General features: G+C 63.1%; 15 protein-coding genes. 13 read left to right on the top strand and 2 right to left on the bottom strand.

What is annotated here, in order from left to right:
- The first annotated feature begins 36 nt into the window (after window positions 1-36).
- The 6 genes from DPV79_RS19660 (at window position 37) to DPV79_RS19635 (ending at window position 7,414) form a co-directional block, all read left to right on the top strand.
- Window positions 37-1,269, top strand: a complete 1,233-nt coding sequence (locus DPV79_RS19660; RefSeq protein WP_208866733.1) for an MFS transporter — start codon at window positions 37-39, stop codon at window positions 1,267-1,269.
- Window positions 1,270-1,464: 195 nt separating this feature from the next.
- Window positions 1,465-2,886, top strand: a complete 1,422-nt coding sequence (iaaH, locus tag DPV79_RS19655; RefSeq protein ID WP_113046250.1) for an indoleacetamide hydrolase — start codon at window positions 1,465-1,467, stop codon at window positions 2,884-2,886.
- Window positions 2,887-2,922: 36 nt separating this feature from the next.
- A complete protein-coding gene (locus tag DPV79_RS19650) occupies window positions 2,923-4,107 on the top strand; it encodes a substrate-binding domain-containing protein (protein ID WP_113046249.1) in 1,185 nt (394 codons plus the stop codon).
- Window positions 4,108-4,111: 4 nt separating this feature from the next.
- Entirely contained in the window at window positions 4,112-4,957 is an 846-nt protein-coding gene (locus tag DPV79_RS19645; protein ID WP_059589073.1) for a branched-chain amino acid ABC transporter permease, read from the top strand.
- Window positions 4,935-6,710 (top strand): branched-chain amino acid ABC transporter ATP-binding protein/permease, encoded by a 1,776-nt coding sequence (locus DPV79_RS19640; protein ID WP_113046248.1) that lies wholly within the window; start codon window positions 4,935-4,937, stop codon window positions 6,708-6,710. Before DPV79_RS19645 ends, DPV79_RS19640 begins: the two co-directional genes overlap by 23 nt.
- A gap of 20 nt (window positions 6,711-6,730) precedes the next feature.
- Window positions 6,731-7,414, top strand: a complete 684-nt coding sequence (locus DPV79_RS19635) for an ABC transporter ATP-binding protein (protein WP_063806577.1) — start codon at window positions 6,731-6,733, stop codon at window positions 7,412-7,414.
- A 63-nt stretch (window positions 7,415-7,477) separates the two neighbouring features.
- Here DPV79_RS19635 and DPV79_RS19630 read toward each other — a convergent pair whose 3' ends face one another.
- Window positions 7,478-8,215: a helix-turn-helix transcriptional regulator gene (locus DPV79_RS19630; protein WP_113046247.1), complete on the bottom strand. Its 738-nt coding sequence runs from the start codon at window positions 8,213-8,215 to the stop codon at window positions 7,478-7,480.
- 456 nt (window positions 8,216-8,671) lie between these two features.
- Here DPV79_RS19630 and DPV79_RS19625 point away from each other — a divergent pair, with 456 nt between their 5' ends.
- Window positions 8,672-9,730 carry a porin gene (locus DPV79_RS19625; protein ID WP_244321779.1) on the top strand — a complete coding sequence of 353 codons (1,059 nt, stop codon included), beginning with the start codon at window positions 8,672-8,674 and terminating at the stop codon, window positions 9,728-9,730.
- Between the two features lie 66 nt (window positions 9,731-9,796).
- On the opposite strand, the gene DPV79_RS19620 is transcribed toward DPV79_RS19625, so the two are convergent.
- Window positions 9,797-11,188: an aminotransferase-like domain-containing protein gene (locus DPV79_RS19620; protein WP_113046246.1), complete on the bottom strand. Its 1,392-nt coding sequence runs from the start codon at window positions 11,186-11,188 to the stop codon at window positions 9,797-9,799.
- 381 nt (window positions 11,189-11,569) lie between these two features.
- On the opposite strand from DPV79_RS19620, the gene DPV79_RS19615 reads away from it, so the two are divergent.
- The 6 genes from DPV79_RS19615 to DPV79_RS19590 are packed head-to-tail and all read left to right on the top strand — an operon-like array spanning window position 11,570 to window position 16,881.
- Window positions 11,570-12,052 carry an MSMEG_0572/Sll0783 family nitrogen starvation response protein gene (locus tag DPV79_RS19615; RefSeq protein ID WP_006405208.1) on the top strand — a complete coding sequence of 161 codons (483 nt, stop codon included), beginning with the start codon at window positions 11,570-11,572 and terminating at the stop codon, window positions 12,050-12,052.
- A gap of 19 nt (window positions 12,053-12,071) precedes the next feature.
- The gene (locus DPV79_RS19610) at window positions 12,072-13,094 is read left to right on the top strand and encodes a Nit6803 family nitrilase (RefSeq protein ID WP_113046285.1); all 1,023 of its coding nucleotides are present in this window, start codon (window positions 12,072-12,074) and stop codon (window positions 13,092-13,094) included.
- Window positions 13,087-14,157, top strand: a complete 1,071-nt coding sequence (locus DPV79_RS19605) for an MSMEG_0568 family radical SAM protein (RefSeq protein ID WP_042973019.1) — start codon at window positions 13,087-13,089, stop codon at window positions 14,155-14,157. The genes DPV79_RS19610 and DPV79_RS19605 overlap by 8 nt, the downstream gene beginning before the upstream one ends.
- A gap of 2 nt (window positions 14,158-14,159) precedes the next feature.
- Window positions 14,160-14,720: an MSMEG_0567/Sll0786 family nitrogen starvation N-acetyltransferase gene (locus DPV79_RS19600; protein WP_027789319.1), complete on the top strand. Its 561-nt coding sequence runs from the start codon at window positions 14,160-14,162 to the stop codon at window positions 14,718-14,720.
- A complete protein-coding gene (locus DPV79_RS19595; protein WP_060319575.1) occupies window positions 14,717-15,700 on the top strand; it encodes a sll0787 family AIR synthase-like protein in 984 nt (327 codons plus the stop codon). Before DPV79_RS19600 ends, DPV79_RS19595 begins: the two co-directional genes overlap by 4 nt.
- Window positions 15,697-16,881, top strand: coding sequence for an MSMEG_0565 family glycosyltransferase (locus tag DPV79_RS19590; protein WP_113046245.1), 1,185 nt, complete (start codon window positions 15,697-15,699; stop codon window positions 16,879-16,881). The genes DPV79_RS19595 and DPV79_RS19590 overlap by 4 nt, the downstream gene beginning before the upstream one ends.
- Window positions 16,882-16,889 lie beyond the last annotated feature (8 nt).

Raw genomic sequence — 16,889 nt, 5'->3', positions numbered from 1 at the left:
GTCATTCAGTCACGACAATATAGTTAGGATGGCGATATGAAATACAAGGAAAGCGGAAACTACGAATGGAAGATGGTCATCTTTCTTGCGGTGCTGTTCGGCATCGTGGGTCTCGACCGTCTGGTCATCGTGTACCTGTTCCCGGTTCTGCTGCCGGAACTGAAACTGAACAACACGCAGGCAGGCGCCATCGCCTCGGTGCTTGCGTTGACCTGGGCCATTTCGACATGGGTGCTCGGAAGCCTGTCCGACCGCCACGGGCGTCGCAAGATTCTGCTCGGGTCTTCGATTTTCTTCTCGGTGATGACATCCTTCACCGGGGTCGCCAAGTCGTTCCACAGCATGCTGCTCGTGCGCGGCCTCCTTGGCGTCGGAGAGGGGGGCGTCTTCAGTGCCAGCGTCGCGACCATCGATGAAATATCGACACCGCGTCGGCGCGGCTTGAATCTGGGCATCCATCAGTCGTTCTTTCCCCTTCTGGGTATCGGCCTGGGACCGATTATCGCTACCCAGCTCGTGATGCATATGCGCTGGGAGTGGGTGTTTTTCGTTCTCGGTATCCCGGGGCTTCTGCTGACGTTACTGATCGGCAAGACCATGCGAAAGCCGGAGGCAAGTCGAGATAAACAGGCGCGATCGGCATCGGCCAGCCCCTTGACCGTGCTGAGATACAAGAACATCTGGTTGACCACGGTCATCGGCTCCCTTTTCCAGACGGGCCTGTTCGTTTTCTCGACGTTTGTCGCACTCTATCTGACCAAGGTAGTGGGCCTCAGCCTCGGCACGGTCGGCCTGATCATCTCCGGATGGGGTTTCGGCGGATTTATCGGGATGATCGCCGTTCCAGCGATGTCTGATCGGCTTGGTCGGCGTATTGTGCTCGTCGTTTCCGCGGCTTGCTACGGAATCCTGATGTTGGCATTCGTTCTTTGTCACGCGTCTCCGATCGTCATGTTCTGCAACCTCTTTGCCGCCGGGATTTGTGGCTTCGGCATCGCACCGCTCTTTCTTGCCGTGATTCCCTGCGAATCCGTACCGTCCACGCTGACCGGCTCCGCCGTAGGTGTTCCCACCGCTGTCAGCGAACTCATCGGTGGGGTCCTGATGCCGGTGGTGGCAGGCGGGCTCGCCGACACATTCGGTCTTGGTTATCCGATGCTGATCGTCGGGGGCGTGTCGTTGGTTAGCGCGCTCGTGGGGATGTTTCTCGAGGAAACGGTGCCCACCGCGACCTCGAAGCGTTCAGTCTCGAACATGGACGCGGTCTGAACGTCTGGCGAAGTGCCGGTGGATTTCAGGCCATTGCGGGGAATCGCGCGATCCAGGCCGCTGACGGCGGCCTGGAGGCGGTTTCGGGGGCGGTAAGGCGACGTTGCGAGGGTTGACAGCGTCGTCAATTCTAACGATGCGATACAAAAAAGCGGGCGCGCATTCTACGAAGACCAAAACGTAAGAGAGACGTAGATGCCAACCCTTCCGCAGCTTTCAGTCGTCGACGCAAAAGATGCGATTGATCGGGGCGAGATCTCCTGCCTGGAATACGTTCAGGCTCTGGTGGATCAACAGGCCAAAACCGAGTCGCTGAACGGGTTCGTGTATTTCGACCCTGAGGCGTTATTGCAATCGGCGCGGGCCCATGATGAATCGCCCGCTTCCCGGACAGGGCGGACGTCACTTGACGGCATTCCATTGGCAATCAAGGACAACATCGACTGCGTCGGCATGCCGACAGCCGCGGGAACAGCGGCGCTTCGCCACGCTGTACCTCGAGCGAACGCGCCGGTCGTCGCGCGCGTGATCGAAGCGGGCGCGTTGGTCGCCGGCAAGGCCAACATGCACGAACTCGCTTTCGGCTGCACGAACGACAACGGATTTTTTGGTCCGGCCCGCAACCCGTATGACCCGTCCAGCATTCCCGGAGGAAGCAGCGGCGGGTCCGCCGTGGTGGTGTCAAGTGGTGCGGTGCCGGCGGCCCTCGGCACCGACACGGGCGGATCGGTGCGGATACCGGCGGCGCTGTGCGGACTGGTCGGCTTTCGTCCTACGCATGGACGCTATCCGTCGGAGGGAATCGTCCCGATATCGCCCACGCGTGACACGGTCGGCCCGATCGCCCGAACGGTCTCCGACGTGATGTTGCTGGATGAGATCCTGTCCGGAAATGGCCCGGCACTGCCCGTTGTCGACGGCGCATGTGACTTCAGCCTGGCAGTCCCGTACTCGACGTTGTGGGAGGGGTTGTCACCCGACGCCCGGCCGGTACTCGAAGATGCGTTGCAGAAGCTCGAGGATGCAGGCTTCGAACTGGTCGACGTAGATCTGCGACGTTATCCATTTTTCCGTGCGCAGAAGAGCGCAACCATCCCTTTTTTCGAGTTCGGCGGTGCCGTCGGCCGCTATCTGGAAACAGGCGGGGTGGCCGTGACGTTCCCGGAGATCGTTGCCCAAATCAGGAGCCCGGATGTGGCGCGGATCGTCAGCGACATCCTGGGGGACGGTGCGATTTCCGCGACCGAATATGCCAAAGCACTTCTCGCGCGAGAGCGGTCGCGCACGTCTTACGTGGAGTGCCTTCGCGAAGTGGAGGCAGACGCACTGCTATTTCCCACCGTCCCGATTCCGGCATGCCACATCGGCGCGGAAACCGTGACGGTCGGGTCCGATGCACTCGACGTCTTTGCTGCCTATACACGAAACACCGAACCAGGCAGCAACGCAGGGGTACCCGGCATCACCATTCCCGCCGGCCTGACTCAAGATGGGCTTCCGGTTGGATTGGCGCTGGACGGTGCTCCGTATTCGGATCAGCGAATCCTGCAGATCGGCAAGGCAATGGAGCGCGTTCTGTGTGCCGCGACGTTTCCGCGTCTCGACGCACTCATTTAATACGTCCGGCAACGGCTTAACGAGAAAGGCAAGCAAATGAATCGTCGAAATATCCTGAAAAGTATTGCGCTCGGTGCTGCAAGTGCCGCGGTGGGCGTCGGGGGGCTCGTGCCGGCATCGGTACGCGCGGCCAACCAGCCGCTGAAGTTGGCGCTGATGGCGCCGATGAGCGGGCCGGCCGCATTTTTCGGTCAAGCCTGCAAGAACTGCGCAGCGATGGCGGTCGATGAGATCAATGCGCGCGGGGGCGTTCTGGGGCGCCCCCTCGAGTTGCTTGTGGGAGACGCCGGCGCCGCGCCTTCCGAGTCGGCGCAGACGGCTCTGCGCCTCTGGAAGCGCGACAAGGCGGAGGTCTTTGTCGGATCGCACGATAGCGCTGTCCGCACGGCGCTGGAAAGCCTGTTCAGAGGCCAGGTGCCCTACATCTATACCCCGATGTACGAGGGGGGCGATTGCGCGAAGGGCACGTTCTTCGTCGGCGAGACGCCCGCGCAGCAACTGACGCCGGTCATTCCGTGGCTGACCGCCCAGCACCAGGTCAAGCGCTGGTTCCTGATCGGCAACGACTACATCTGGCCGCGCAAGTCGAACGAAGTGGCGAAAAAGGCGATTCAAGGTTCCGGCGCGACCGTGGTCGGCGAAGAGTACGTTCCATTCGACGTCGATAACTTTGACGCGGTGCTCGGCAAAATCCGGGACAGCAAGGCAGATGCGGTTTTCATCACGCTGGTGGGCGGGTCGGCCGTCACGTTCAACAGAAGTTTTGCGAGCTTCGGTCTCAGCGACAAGATGATCCGCTTCGGCACGATGATCGAAGAAAACACATTGATCGGCATCGGGGCGTCCAACTCCAGGAACCTCTACTCGGCTTCCGGCTTTTTCTCGACGCCGACCGCCACGTCCGGCGAGTTTCTGGAGCGCTATCACAAGCGATTCGGCGCTTCGGCGGTATTGAGCAGCATCGGCGAGTCGACATACGAGGGCATCCTGATGTATGACGCCATGGCCAGGAAGGCGAACTCGGCGGCGATCGGCGATCTGACGAAGGCTTCCGACGGGGCAAGTTACAAAGGCCCGCGTGGCGTGATCACGATGAAGTCCCGCAACGTGACGGCCGACATCTTCCTTGCCAAGGCTTCAGGGGCCCGATACGACATCGTCAAGACGTTCTCGCAACTCAGCTCGGCCGAAACCTGCACGAGCGGAGCGGGTGCGGGTTGAAGTCATGCTTCTTTCCTACCTTCTCAATCTCGGGTACGCGTGTGCGGCCCTCGCGCTCACGACGATCGGTCTGGCAATCGTGTTCGGGCTGCTGGGCGTGCTGAACATGGCGCATGGCGAGTTCATCATGCTGGGCGCGTACTCGGTGGTCGTCGTGCAGCGTCTCGGGTTGCCCGCCTTGCTTGCCATACCCTTGGCGATCGTCGTATGCGCTGCTGTCGGGTGGATCGTCGAGCGCGTGCTGGTTCGTCCTTTGTATCAGCGGCCGTTCGATACCTTGCTCGCAACCTGGGGCGTTTCGATCCTTCTCCGCGAAGGCGTGGTCGCATTGTTCGGAAAGGGTTACCAGGACGTGGCGGGTGCGGATGGCGCATCGATCGATGTCTTTGGCACCCAGTACCCGGCATTCCGGCTTGCGATGATGCTCGCGGTGGGCGTGGCATTCGCCGGGCTCGCGGCATGGTACAGCCGCAGCCAGACGGGCGCGCGGATTCGCGGCATGGTCGCGAATCCCCTGCTTGCCAAGGCGGCCGGCATCAATACGACCCGCCTGGCCAGTGGCACTTTCATCACGGGTGTGGTTCTGGCCGGGTTGGCGGGCGTGCTGCTTGCACCGATCGTGCGGGTCGAGCCGTACATGGGCCTCGACTATCTGCTCAATTCGTTCTTTGTGCTGGTTGTCGGCGGTCTGGGCAGTCTGCTCGGTCTCGCGGTAGGCACGTTCGTCATCGGCGGAACGCAGGTCGCGGTGTCGAGTTTCATCGATCAGACGTCGGGGTATACCGCCGTTCTGATCCTGTCCATCTATTTCTTGTGGAGTCGCCCAAATGGCCTCGTCTCGCGCCGTTGAATCGTCCCTCCAGGCTGTCACGGCGGCGATTCTTCTAAGCTTGCCGCTGTGGGCCGGTGACTACAGTGCAAACCAGATCGGGCTTCTGTTGCTGTATGGAATGGCAACGCAAAGCGTTGCCTTGTGCTGGGGGAATGCGGGATTCCTGCCGCTGGGGCAAAGCCTGTTTTTCGGGTTGGGCGCGTATGTCAGCGCCTTTGTATTGCGCTCCGCGGCAGCGGCCGGCGGCGAATGGCAGATTGTTCTGCTTCCGCTTGCAATCGCGATACCGGCGGCCCTGGCCTATGCAATCGGATTGATCGTCTTTGCGCGCCGGATTGACAGTGGGCCGTTCTTTTCATTGATTACGCTTGCGCTATGCATGTTGGGATTTCTGGTCGCCAATCAATGGAGCAGCGTAACCGGTGGCTTCAATGGGTTGACCGATATCCCCGACCTGCCGATGACCGACAGGTATGGAAACCTGTATTACGTGATCGCCGCGGCTGCGGTTGTCGTCACGGCACTGATCACCTGGTTGAACCGCAGACCGATCGGGACGCTCTGGGCCGCCATCTCGGAGAATGAAGATCGCCTCCAGTTTTTCGGATTCGCGACGCACAAGCTGAAGGCCTCCGCTTTCGGCCTCTCGGGTGCGATCGCGGGTTTGGGCGGCGCCCTGTATGCGCCGCACGAAGGTCTGGTCGGTCCGCAGGCGGTCGGCGTGGCGTTGTCGGCGCAGTTCGTCATCTGGGCAGCCGTCGGCGGAAAGCGCAGTCCGTTGGGCGCGCAACTCGGTGCCGTCGTGATCGGACTGCTCGCCGCGACCTGGCGTGACCTGTTCACTTATTGGGAAGTGCTGGTCGCGCTGATTTTCATCGGCGTGGTGCGGTTATTTCCCGATGGCCTGGCCGGCGCGGCCGCCGCGCTTGCGCGAATGGCCGGCCTACGCGTCGCGAACCCCATTCCGGAGAAACGGATCGACGCGCACGACATCGCGACGATCGACCTGCGACCGGCTCAATCCACGCTGCTCAGCTTCAGGAAGGTGGAGGTCAGCCAGGGCGGCGTCAACATTCTCAACGGGCTCGATCTCGAGGTGGGAGCAGGGGGTGTCAATTGTTTCATCGGCCCCAATGGCGCCGGGAAGACGTCGACGTTCAACGCAATGACGGGCCGCTTGCCGGTCCGTTCCGGTGAAATCCACTTTCGCGGGGCCGAGATTTCGTCCTCGCAGGCGTGGCAGGTCGCCCGACTGGGCGTCGGCCGCAAGTTCCAGATTCCGTCGGTTTTTGCGCAGTTGTCCGTCAACGAGAATCTTCAGATCGCGCTGTGGGCGAACCGGATCCGTCCGCGAGAGATGTTGGCCGCCGCGCCGCTGCATTGGAATTCGCTTCAACGCGTTCGCACACTCGAAAAATTCGGATTCCTCGAATCGAATATGGCCGTTCGCACGGGGGATCTTTCTCAAGGGATGCGCCAGATGCTGGAGTTCGCGATGGTGGCGATCACCGAGCCGCGTCTTTTGCTGCTCGACGAACCGTGCGCCGGCCTCTCGGCGCACGAGACCCGTCATATGATGGATGCGATTACGTCGACCGTGAGCGAACTGGACGCGTCGGCCATCGTGATCGAGCACGACATGAGCGCGCTCGAAAAGATCGCCGACAACGTGGTGGTCCTGCACCAGGGCAGAAGCCTCGCGGTCGGCTCCCTGGCGCAGATCAAGATGTCGGAAGACGTCAAGGCCGTCTACTCGGGAGGAAGAAAGTGAGCGAGCGCCGGGGAGAAGCAATGCTGAGGTTTTCGTCGATCGTCGCGGGCTACGGCGACACGATGGTGCTCAAGGGGATCAGCGGCGAGGTGGCCGCGGGTAGCGTCCTGGGCGTATTCGGCCGCAACGGCGTGGGCAAGTCGACGCTCATGCGCGCTTTGGCCGGCGTCATCCAGCCCGCGTCCGGTACGGTCACTGTCAACGGCGGCGAAGTGGGCAACGTGCCGTCGCATCAACGGCGAAGTCTGGGGGTGAGCTATGCGCCGCAGGAGCGGGTCGTCTTCGACAATTTGAGCGTCGCGGACAACCTGACACTCGGATTCAAGACCCGAAGCCTGGACGCATACGACGATCTGTTCCGGGTTTTTCCGCGGCTGAAGGAACGCTTGTTCCAACCGGCCGGGAAGTTGAGCGGTGGTGAAAAGAAGCTGCTTTCCTTCGCCAGGATCATCGCGGAGCGTTCGCCGCTCACGCTGATCGACGAGCCGTCGGAAGGTGTTCAGCAGGAGAACCTGGAGCGGATGGCATCCGTGATCCGGTCTCGAATCGAGGAAGGCGCGGCGTTCGTGGTCGTCGAACAGAATCTGACGTTTCTCACGTCGATCGCCGACCATTTCATCGGTCTGGATCATGGAGAGGTCGTGCTGTCGGGCGACTCGATCGATGTGTCGCGCGACCGGCTCGAAGCGGTACTGGCGGTTTAGTCTCTTGTATCGGACGATTCGCCGCGTCGCGCGTACGTGGCCGTCGACCGCGCCGTTCAATCGTCATGACGGCAGGGGCGTTCCGGCCGCGGCGACGGAGGCAGCAAGCTCCGCGCGGTTGGAGAATCCCTTCTTGTCCATGATCCGCCGCAAATGGGTGCGCACGGTCGACAGGCTGACGCAGAGAAGGCGGCCGATATCCTGATCGGTACAACCCTTTGCGACCAGCTGGGCGATCTCGCTCTCACGGTCCGTGAGCCCTGTCGCGCAGCCTGCCCGGCGTTTGATCGCGCGGCAAAGGAACGGCTCGATTGCATCGAGCACGAGTTTGTCGCGCATCTCGAACTCAGGCCGATTCCTCGTTCGCCAGATTCTCAGGTCGCTGAGCTGGCGTTCGCCGTCGAAGACAAACACGTTGATCCCGTGATGCAAACCGTCGTGCGCGAGAAACTCGTTGTAGAACTCGCTTTTCTCCAGGGCAGGCCGGTCCATCACTTCTTCCACCAACGTAGCCCTGCGCCGCTTGCAGAGTTGCGCCGTCATCGGGTCATTGTGCTGGTACCAGCTCGTGTAGCGACGCACGTGATCCGAGTCGACATTGACTGCAATCGGGTCGGCGTACATCCCTTTTTCGGCATCCCAGTTGTAGGAGACGCAGAAATCGGATCGCAGCAGCCGGGTCAAGTCTGACAAAACGACACGCCTGACATCCACGATCGGCCCGAGCTCTTCGAGCCGCCCGATGATGTCACCGAAAAGTCGGAGTTCGGCGAGCGTGAGATCGTGAACTTGTGGCTTCAAGGGTGCCTCATCGGTAGGTGGAATCGGGAGACAGCATGCGCAACAGCCTCGAAAGACTGGTTCGCATTACACATCAAGCATAGCAGGGCAAAAAATCCCGATCAGCAACGAACTTCACTGCCATTGCCTGCCCGTTGTATTCATGCCGCAGTCAGGTCCACTGCCTATTGCAGATCGGAAGGGATGTTCGCGAGGGCGCCTGAATTTCTTGAGCGCGGGCTCAGGCCAAGTTTTCCCTGTCGATATTTCTAACGATGGGGCTCAAAAAACGGTGCTCATAGAGTAGACGCGCAGTGGGAAGCGGACGTGCTGAGACCGTTCGTTGTAGCGAGGCAAGCTGGAGGATTACCCGGACACGCCTGCCCATTGACCAAACGATTCCGATGCATTTCCAGCGGGACGTTTTCCTCAGTCATTTTCGTCAACGAAAGCTACACATAAAATTAGGAAAGCGATATGAATACGGTCATCAAGCGAAGCATGGTGGTGTGCGCCGCGGTCGGATGCGGCGCAGCACATGCACAGTCCTCAGTGACGCTGTACGGGCTGGTGGATGCGGGTATTACGTACACGAACAATGCGACATCGAGCACCGGACATGGCGCGCTCGTGCAGTTTGCGTCCGGGTCTTCGCAGGGAGATCGCTGGGGGCTGACGGGTAAAGAGGACCTGGGTGGCGGACTCAAGGCGATCTTCACGCTCGAAAGCGGCTTTCAACTGTCCAACGGGGCCTTGGCGCAGAGCGGGCTCTTGTTCAATCGCGCAGCCTTCGTCGGCCTTGACGGACGCTTCGGCACGCTGACGCTCGGGCGGCAATACGACTTCATCGGCGATATCTTTCCGGCGTACTCGATTGCGGGAAATACGGCAGCGGGGATCCTCGCGTGGGGCATTCCGGCGTATGCGGCTGGCGGCTATACGCTCGATAACCGACTGTGGGGCGATAACGTCAATAACTCGGTGAAGTATCTTTCGCCGACGATTTCGGGCTTCAGTGTCGGGGCGATGTACGGTTTCGGCAACGTCGCCGGCTCGTTGGGCACCAACAGCTCGATGAATTTTCTGCTGAACTACAGCCAAGGCGGGCTCGCCGCATCGCTGTCATATTTCAAGCAGCATAACGCGACCAGCTCCGCGAATCTGACCGAATACGCCGGCGGTGCAACCTACAGCCTGGGGAAAGCGCAGATTTTTGGTGTCGTGACCGATGTTCAGTTGAGCAGCGGCACCCAGGCTCGGGCGCTGACCTACGACGGAGGCATGACTTACTTCGTCAAGCCCGATATTTCGCTTGGAGCAGGGTTCCAGTTCCAACAGCGCAACAACGGCGTCGGCAGCGCGAACCAGGTGACCATCGGGGCGGATTACTTCATTTCCAAGCGAACGGACGTGTATGTCGTCGGGGCGCTCGCGCACGATCATGCACACGGCGCGCAAATCGAAGCAGCGCTCGGATCACCGTCCAGCACGAGTTTTCAGACTGCGGCACGGATCGGCATTCGCCATAAGTTCTGACGGTCGCGGGTCGAGCGCGATGGCGAACCGGGAGGCGCCTATTTGTCTTCGACGCGGTATCGGCCGCTACATCGCCGCACCATAAAGATGATGCGCGTCGGTCAGTGCATCCGCGACGAGTTCCAGGCCGTCCCGGCACTGCTCCCGATCCTGCGGCCCGCCAAGGCAGATACGGATCGCCGCCGGCGGGTCGCCGTCCGTCGAAAATGCCGCACTCGCCACGGCGGCGACGTTTCGACTCCGCAGATGCTGCGCCAGATCCGGTGCGGTCCATAGGCACTCGCGCGGAATCGGCAACCAGAGATGGAAACCGTCGGGGTGGGCATCGAAAGGCCATGCGCCGAGAACGCGGCTGGCGATCGCCTGCCGTGCATGCGCCTCCGATCGAATCGCGGCCAGCATCTCGCTTGCCGTGCCGTCATTGATCCACTGGGTAGACAGCAGCATCGTGAACGGGCTCGGCATCACGGTCGTGGCGCGCAGTGCGCCGGCGATCCGCTGTGCTTCGCGCACCGTCGGCGCGAGCAGGTAAGCGATGCGCAACCCGGCGCCGAAGTTCTTCGACATGCCGGTCACGTAGTAGGTCAGTTCTGGCGCCAGCAGCGCCAGCGGGGGCGGCGCGCTCTGCGGCAGCATCGCATAGGCATCGTCCTCGATGATGGGCACGTTGTAGCGTGTGGCGATATCGGCCAACGCTTCGCGGCGCCGGAACGGTATCGTGAGCGTGCTCGGGTTCTGCAGGGTCGGGTTGCAGTACAGCGCAGCGGGCTGTCCGCTTCGGCAGAGCGACTCGAAGGCATGCGGCAACGGCCCGTCGTCGTCCCGCGGCAGCGGCTGTAACCGCACGCCCAGTTGCGATGCGATGGCCTTGATGCCGGGGTAAGCGAGCGAATCGAGGCAGATCGAGTCACCGCGGCTCGCAAGCCGGGAAACGAGCGCGACGAGGGCGCTGTGGATTCCCGGGCAAACGAGCACGGTATCGCTGCTGCAGCCGGGCAGGCGATTGGCCAGCCATGCGCGGCCGGCGGCGCGATCCGCCGGTGTGCCGCCGAAATCCTGATATCGCATCAATTGGTAAGGGTCCGCCGCGGCGAACAACGCGGCAGCCGATTCCTGCAGTCGCCCGGCCATCCCGGGCGGCTCCGGTGGCATGTTCATCGACATCTCGATGCCGCTCCCGCCCGACAGCGGGATCGTCCGGGTTGGGCCGCGCACGAACGTACCGCTTCCTGCCCGTGTATCGAGCAAGCCGCGCCTGCGGGCTTCAGCATACGCGCGGGCCACCGTCGTGTAGTTCAGGTTCAGCGCACCGGCGAGATCGCGCAGCCCGGGTAGGCGGTCGCGTGGTTTCAGCCGGCCCGCCGCCAGGTCTTCCTCGATCAGGTCGGGGATCAGCAGGTACGCCGGCTTCCTGCTTTCCAGGAGTCGCTTCGACCAATGATGGATTGTGTAATCCATACCTGTTTCCATTTGATGATTCATCAAAACGTTAGCATGGCGCATTAATCGGAAATATCTATCTCGCCATTCCGAAGCCAGATGATTGCATTGATCGCATCATGTATCGGATTGATGCATGGATGCACGCTCGATGCGCACGCATGCTTGCTTGTTGCTTCACACGGGTGCGCGCCGTCGCCCGGACGGGACACTTCCTGTCCGAACCGCATTCGGTCACGCAAGGATCGGACCGGCTGCATCGGCATTTATCGATTGAATGATCGGAGAGTGATCGCATCAGGTCTGTGCCTGGTTGGCATATGCGTTGCGTTAATGAGATCGCCCGGACTCGAAAGTGTTCGGGAATATCACTGAACTCATTATCAAACGGAGCGTGCCATGCCCGCAGTCAATCAGCCGTTGCACAAGAAGGGAGATTTCCTCGTCGATTACGAGGAAAAGGTGTTCGAAGACGTCAAGGCGGAACCGGGCGAGAAAGCGCTCGTGACGTTCCACACGGTTGCGTTCGAGGGATCGATCGGCTTCGTGAACCTGCTGCAGGCGACTCGCCTGCAACGCAAGGGATTCGAGACGTCGGTGCTGCTCTATGGCCCCGGCGTGACGCTCGGCCTTCAGCGCGGGTTTCCGACGCTCGGCGACGAGGCGTTTCCCGGTCATCTGAACTTCAACAAGCAACTCGTCAAGTTCATGGAAGAAGGCGGGAAAGTCTACGCGTGCCGTTTTGCGCTGCAGGCGCTCTACGGGCATGGCGAAGCGTCGCTGATCGAGGGCATTCGACCGATCAATCCGCTCGACGTGCTGGATATCCAGCTGCTTCACCGCAAGGAGAACGCGCTGGTCATCCATACCTGGACCGTTTGATCGAATGACGGGTGCCATCATGTCCGACAAACGCATCGTCCGGGCGGCAGCCGTCCAGATCGCTCCCGATCTGGAACGCGCCGGCGGCACGCTCGACAAGGTCTGCGCGGCGATCGACGAGGCCGCCGGCAAGGGCGTCCAGCTGATCGTCTTTCCTGAAACATTCGTGCCGTATTACCCGTACTTCTCGTTCGTGCGGACGCCGGTCGCATCCGGCGCCGATCACATGCGGCTATACGAGCAGGCCGTGGCGGTGCCGGGCCCCGTGACCCATGCCGTTGCGGAGCGCGCGCGTCTGCACGGGATGGTGGTCGTGCTCGGCGTGAACGAGCGCGATCACGGCAGCCTGTACAACACGCAGCTGATCTTCGACGTCGACGGGCGCCTCGCGGTGAAGCGCCGCAAGATCACGCCGACGTTTCACGAGCGGATGATCTGGGGGCAGGGCGACGCGGCCGGACTCAAGGTTGCGCAGACCGGTGTCGGACGGGTCGGTGCGCTCGCGTGCTGGGAGCACTACAACCCGCTCGCCCGTTATGCGCTGATGACGCAGCACGAGGAAATTCATTGCAGTCAGTTTCCCGGCTCGCTGGTCGGCCCGATCTTTGCGGAACAGATCGAAGTCACGATCCGCCACCACGCGCTGGAAGCGGGCTGCTTTGTCGTCAATGCGACCGGCTGGCTGACGGACGCCCAGATCGAGTCGATCACGGGCGATCCGAATCTGAAGAAAGCCCTGCGCGGCGGATGCAATACCGCGATCGTGTCACCGGAGGGGCAGCATCTGGCCGAGCCCTTGCGGGAGGGCGAAGGGATGGTGATCGCCGACCTGGACATGTCGCTGATCACCAAGCGAAAGCGAATGATGGATTCGGTCGGCCACTATGCACGGCCGGAACTGCTGAGTCTTGCCATCAACGATCGGCCGGCGACGACGGTGACCCCGATGGGGCTCAGCGTGCCGGCCGCACGCGACTTCGAGGGACATTGCCATGAGCGCGAACGCGAAACCGTCGGTGCAGAGCCGGCAATTGATGACTGAACTGCAGTCGGTCGGGCTGCGCCTCGCGGATCCGCGGGTGGGCGCCGCGAGCCGGCGCGGCGGCGCCGGGCCGTCCGATCACAAGGCCGTGACGGTCGACGGCGTGACCATCATGGTGCCGGTGCACACGAGTACCGCGTGGGATTCGCCGTTCGTCGCGGCGGCGCCTGATGCGGCGGGCGTCAGCCTGCTCTCGCGCGGCACCATCCCGATCGCGAGCATCAGCTTTCCGTCGAGCCCGCGCTTCTACGCGTTGCAGACATTGGAGGGCGTGCCGTACTCGCACATCGCGACGCTGCATGGCGCCGACGTGCTGGCGACCACGGTGTTGCAGACCTGCATTCGCTACGAGAGCCGGCGCAAGACCTGCCAGTTCTGCTCGATCGGCCAGTCGCTCGCGGCCGGCCGGACGATCGCCCGCAAGACGCCGGAACAGCTCGCCGAGGTTGCGCGCGCGGCGGTCCTGCTCGACGGCGTCAAGCACATGGTGTTGACGACCGGCACACCGCCGACGCCGGATCGCGGTGCGCGCGTGCTGTGCGAAAGCGCGTTCGCGATCAAGGCGGCCGTCGATCTCCCGATCCAGGCGCAATGCGAGCCGCCCGACGACGACAGCTGGTTCGACCGGATGAAGGCAAGCGGGATCGATACGTTGGGCATGCATCTGGAAGCCGTGACGCCGGCGGTGCGCGAACGGATCATGCCGGGCAAGGCGAGCGTGCCGCTGTCCCGATACATGGCGGCATTCCGCGCGGCCGTCGGCGTGTTCGGCCGCGGCCAGGTCAGCACCTACATCCTCGCCGGGCTCGGCGACAGCGCGGCCGCGATCCTCGACATGTCGCGCGAACTGATCGGGTTTGGCGTGTATCCGTTCGTCGTGCCGTTCGTCCCGATCAGCGGCACGCCGCTGGAGAGTCATCCCGCGCCGTCGCCGGACTTCATGCGGGCGGTGCTCGAACCGCTCGGCGCCATGCTGCGCGACGCCGGCATGCGCTCCGCCGACATCAAGGCAGGCTGCGGAAAGTGCGGCGCCTGCTCGTCGCTTTCGACCTACGAGGGGTGAGCATGTACTGCGCAGAGATGGGACTGGCCGACTGCCGCGACACCTACCGACCCGCCGAATACCGGATCAAATGGGCGGCGCTTCCGTGGGAAATCGACGAAGCGTACAAATTGCGCCGGGCGGTGTTCTGCATCGAGCAGGGGATCTTCGCCGGCGACGATCGCGACGATATCGATCGCCACGCGCAACTGCTGGTCGCAGTCAGCTGCTGCGCGGGGCTGCCCGAGCAGGTGGTCGGCACGGTGCGGATTCATGAAACCGTGCCCGGAACCTGGATGGGCTCGCGGCTGGCGGTGCATCCGGCATTTCGCAGGCAGGGCAGGATCGGCTCGATGCTGATCGCACTTGCCGTCAGCAGCGCGCATGCCGAAGGTTGCCGGACCTTCGTCGCACACGTGCAATCGCAGAACGTGCCGCTGTTTCGTCGGCTTCACTGGGATGCGCTCGGCGAGGAAACGTTGTTCGGACGTCCTCATCAACTGATGCAGGCCCGGCTGGCGCACTATCCGCCGTGCGGCACGCCGTTCGAGGGTTTCGTCCTGCGCTCGGAGGTGCGGCCATGAGTGTCGACGGTCGCATCGCAACGCTGCGCGCAAGTCGCGGCTTCCAGCACAAGCACGACATCTCCGGCGTGGTCGCATCGCTCGCGGCGTCATTGCCGAACGGCGAGCGGGATCTTGCACAGGCGGTGGCACTCGGCGACGACTGCGCGGCGATTCCCGATGCGGACGGTTACCTGTTGTTCGCGATCGAGGGCATGGTCGGCGATTTCGTCGAGTCGATGCCGTGGTTCGCGGGGTACAGCGGCGTGATGGCGAACGTCAGCGACATCTATGCGATGGGCGGGCGGCCGATCGCCGTCGTCGATGCACTGTGGAGCGACGGAATCGACGCCGCGCGGCCGGTGCTCGCCGGGATGGCCGCAGCTGCGTCGGCGTATGGCGTGCCGATCGTCGGCGGCCACAGCAACACGCGCAGCGCGCAGGGGCAACTGGCCGTATCGATCCTGGGCCGGGCCCGCGCGCTGCTGTCGAGCTTCAGTGCGCGGCCGGGCGATCGCCTGATGATGGCGGTCGACCTGCGTGGCGCATTCGAGGATCCGTATCCGTTCTGGAATGCGTCGGTCGGCGCGCCGCCGGCCCGGCTGCGCGGCGATCTCGAGATCCTGCCGGCGCTGGCCGAAGACGGGCTGTGCGATGCCGCGAAGGATATCTCGATGGCGGGCGTGCTCGGTACGGCGCTGATGCTCGTCGAATGCTCGCGCGTGGGCGCGCGCATCGAACTCGACGCGATCCCGCGCCCGCCCGGCGTCGACTTCGATCGCTGGCTGACGGCCTTTCCGAGCTACGGGTTCCTGATGTCGGTCCGGCCGGCGCATGCCGACGCGATCGTGGAACGCTTCGCGGCGCGCGGGCTCGCGTGTGCCGTGATTGGCGATATCGACGCCACGCGCGAGGTCGTCGTCGAAGAAGCGGGCGAAACGGCGGTGCTGTGGGATTTCCGGATCGAACCGTTTATGACCGGCGGCGGAGGTGTCCGATGAGTGGCGACGCGTTGCGCATCGCGCTGCTGACCCATTCGGTGAATCCGCGCGGCGGTGTCGTGCACGCACTGGAACTCGCCAGTGCGCTGCACGAAGCGGGCAGCGACGTCACCGTGTTCGCGCCGGCCGCGCCGGGCGAGGCGATGTTCCGGGATGTCCCGTGCCGCGTCGTGCTGGCGCGCGTCGATGGCCGCCCTGGCAGCATCGCGGAAATGGTGTCCGCGCGGATTGCCGCGATCAGGCGCGCATTGCTGGAGCACGAGGCGGGCGGGTTCGACGTCCTGCATGCACAGGACAGCATCACGGGCAATGCGCTGGCCGAGTTGCGGCAGTCAGGCGCAATAGACGGTTTCGTACGGACCGTGCATCACCTCGACGTATTCGACGACCCGCAGCTCGAACGCTGGCAGGAACGTGCGTGGCGCGCGGCGGACCAGGTGCTGTGCGTGAGCGCCGTGTGGGCGGCCACGATGCGCAAGACGTTCGGGGTCGACGCAAGCGTGGTGCCCAACGGCGTGGACGTTGCCCGGTTCTCTCGTGCGGACCAGGCGGACATGCAGGCGGTGCGGCAGCGGTATGGCCTGCACGGCGGTCCGATTGTCCTGGCGATCGGCGGGATCGAGGAGCGAAAAAACTCGATCGCGTTGCTCGAGGCGTTCGCCCGATTGCGCGGCACGATGCCCGATGCACGGCTCGTGATCGCGGGCGGCGCGAGCCTTCTCGATCACGACGCATACGCGCGCCGCTTCGTCGCGCGCGCCGCTGCCCTCGGGCTGGGGATCGGCGTCGACGAACCCGTCGTGTCGACGGGGCCGCTCGACGACGCGGCGCTGGTCGCGCTGATGCACTGTGCCGACGTGGTGTCGATGGTGTCGGTTCGAGAGGGATTCGGCCTGGTCGTGCTCGAGGGGCTTGCTTGCGGAAAGCCGGTCGTCGTGTCCGAAATCGAACCCTTTACCGAGTATCTGGACGAGCACGCGTGCGTGTGGGCCGATCCCGCCGATGTGGATTCGATTGCCGACGCGCTGCACGACGCGCTCTCGGGACGGCGTGTTCCCGATTTCGCACATGCCGTCCCCGCTGTGCTGAACCGCTACTCATGGGAAGCGAGTGCGCGAAGGCATCTGGATATCTACCGGGCCCGGCTGGCGCAGCGTGCGCGAGTCGTGTCCACTGAATGAGGAGGAAT

It is taken from the genome of Burkholderia reimsis (assembly GCF_003294055.1).
In the GTDB taxonomy this organism is placed as follows: domain Bacteria; phylum Pseudomonadota; class Gammaproteobacteria; order Burkholderiales; family Burkholderiaceae; genus Burkholderia; species Burkholderia cepacia.
Note: the sequence above shows the minus strand (reverse complement) of the source record. Positions and strands in the feature narration are given on the sequence as shown.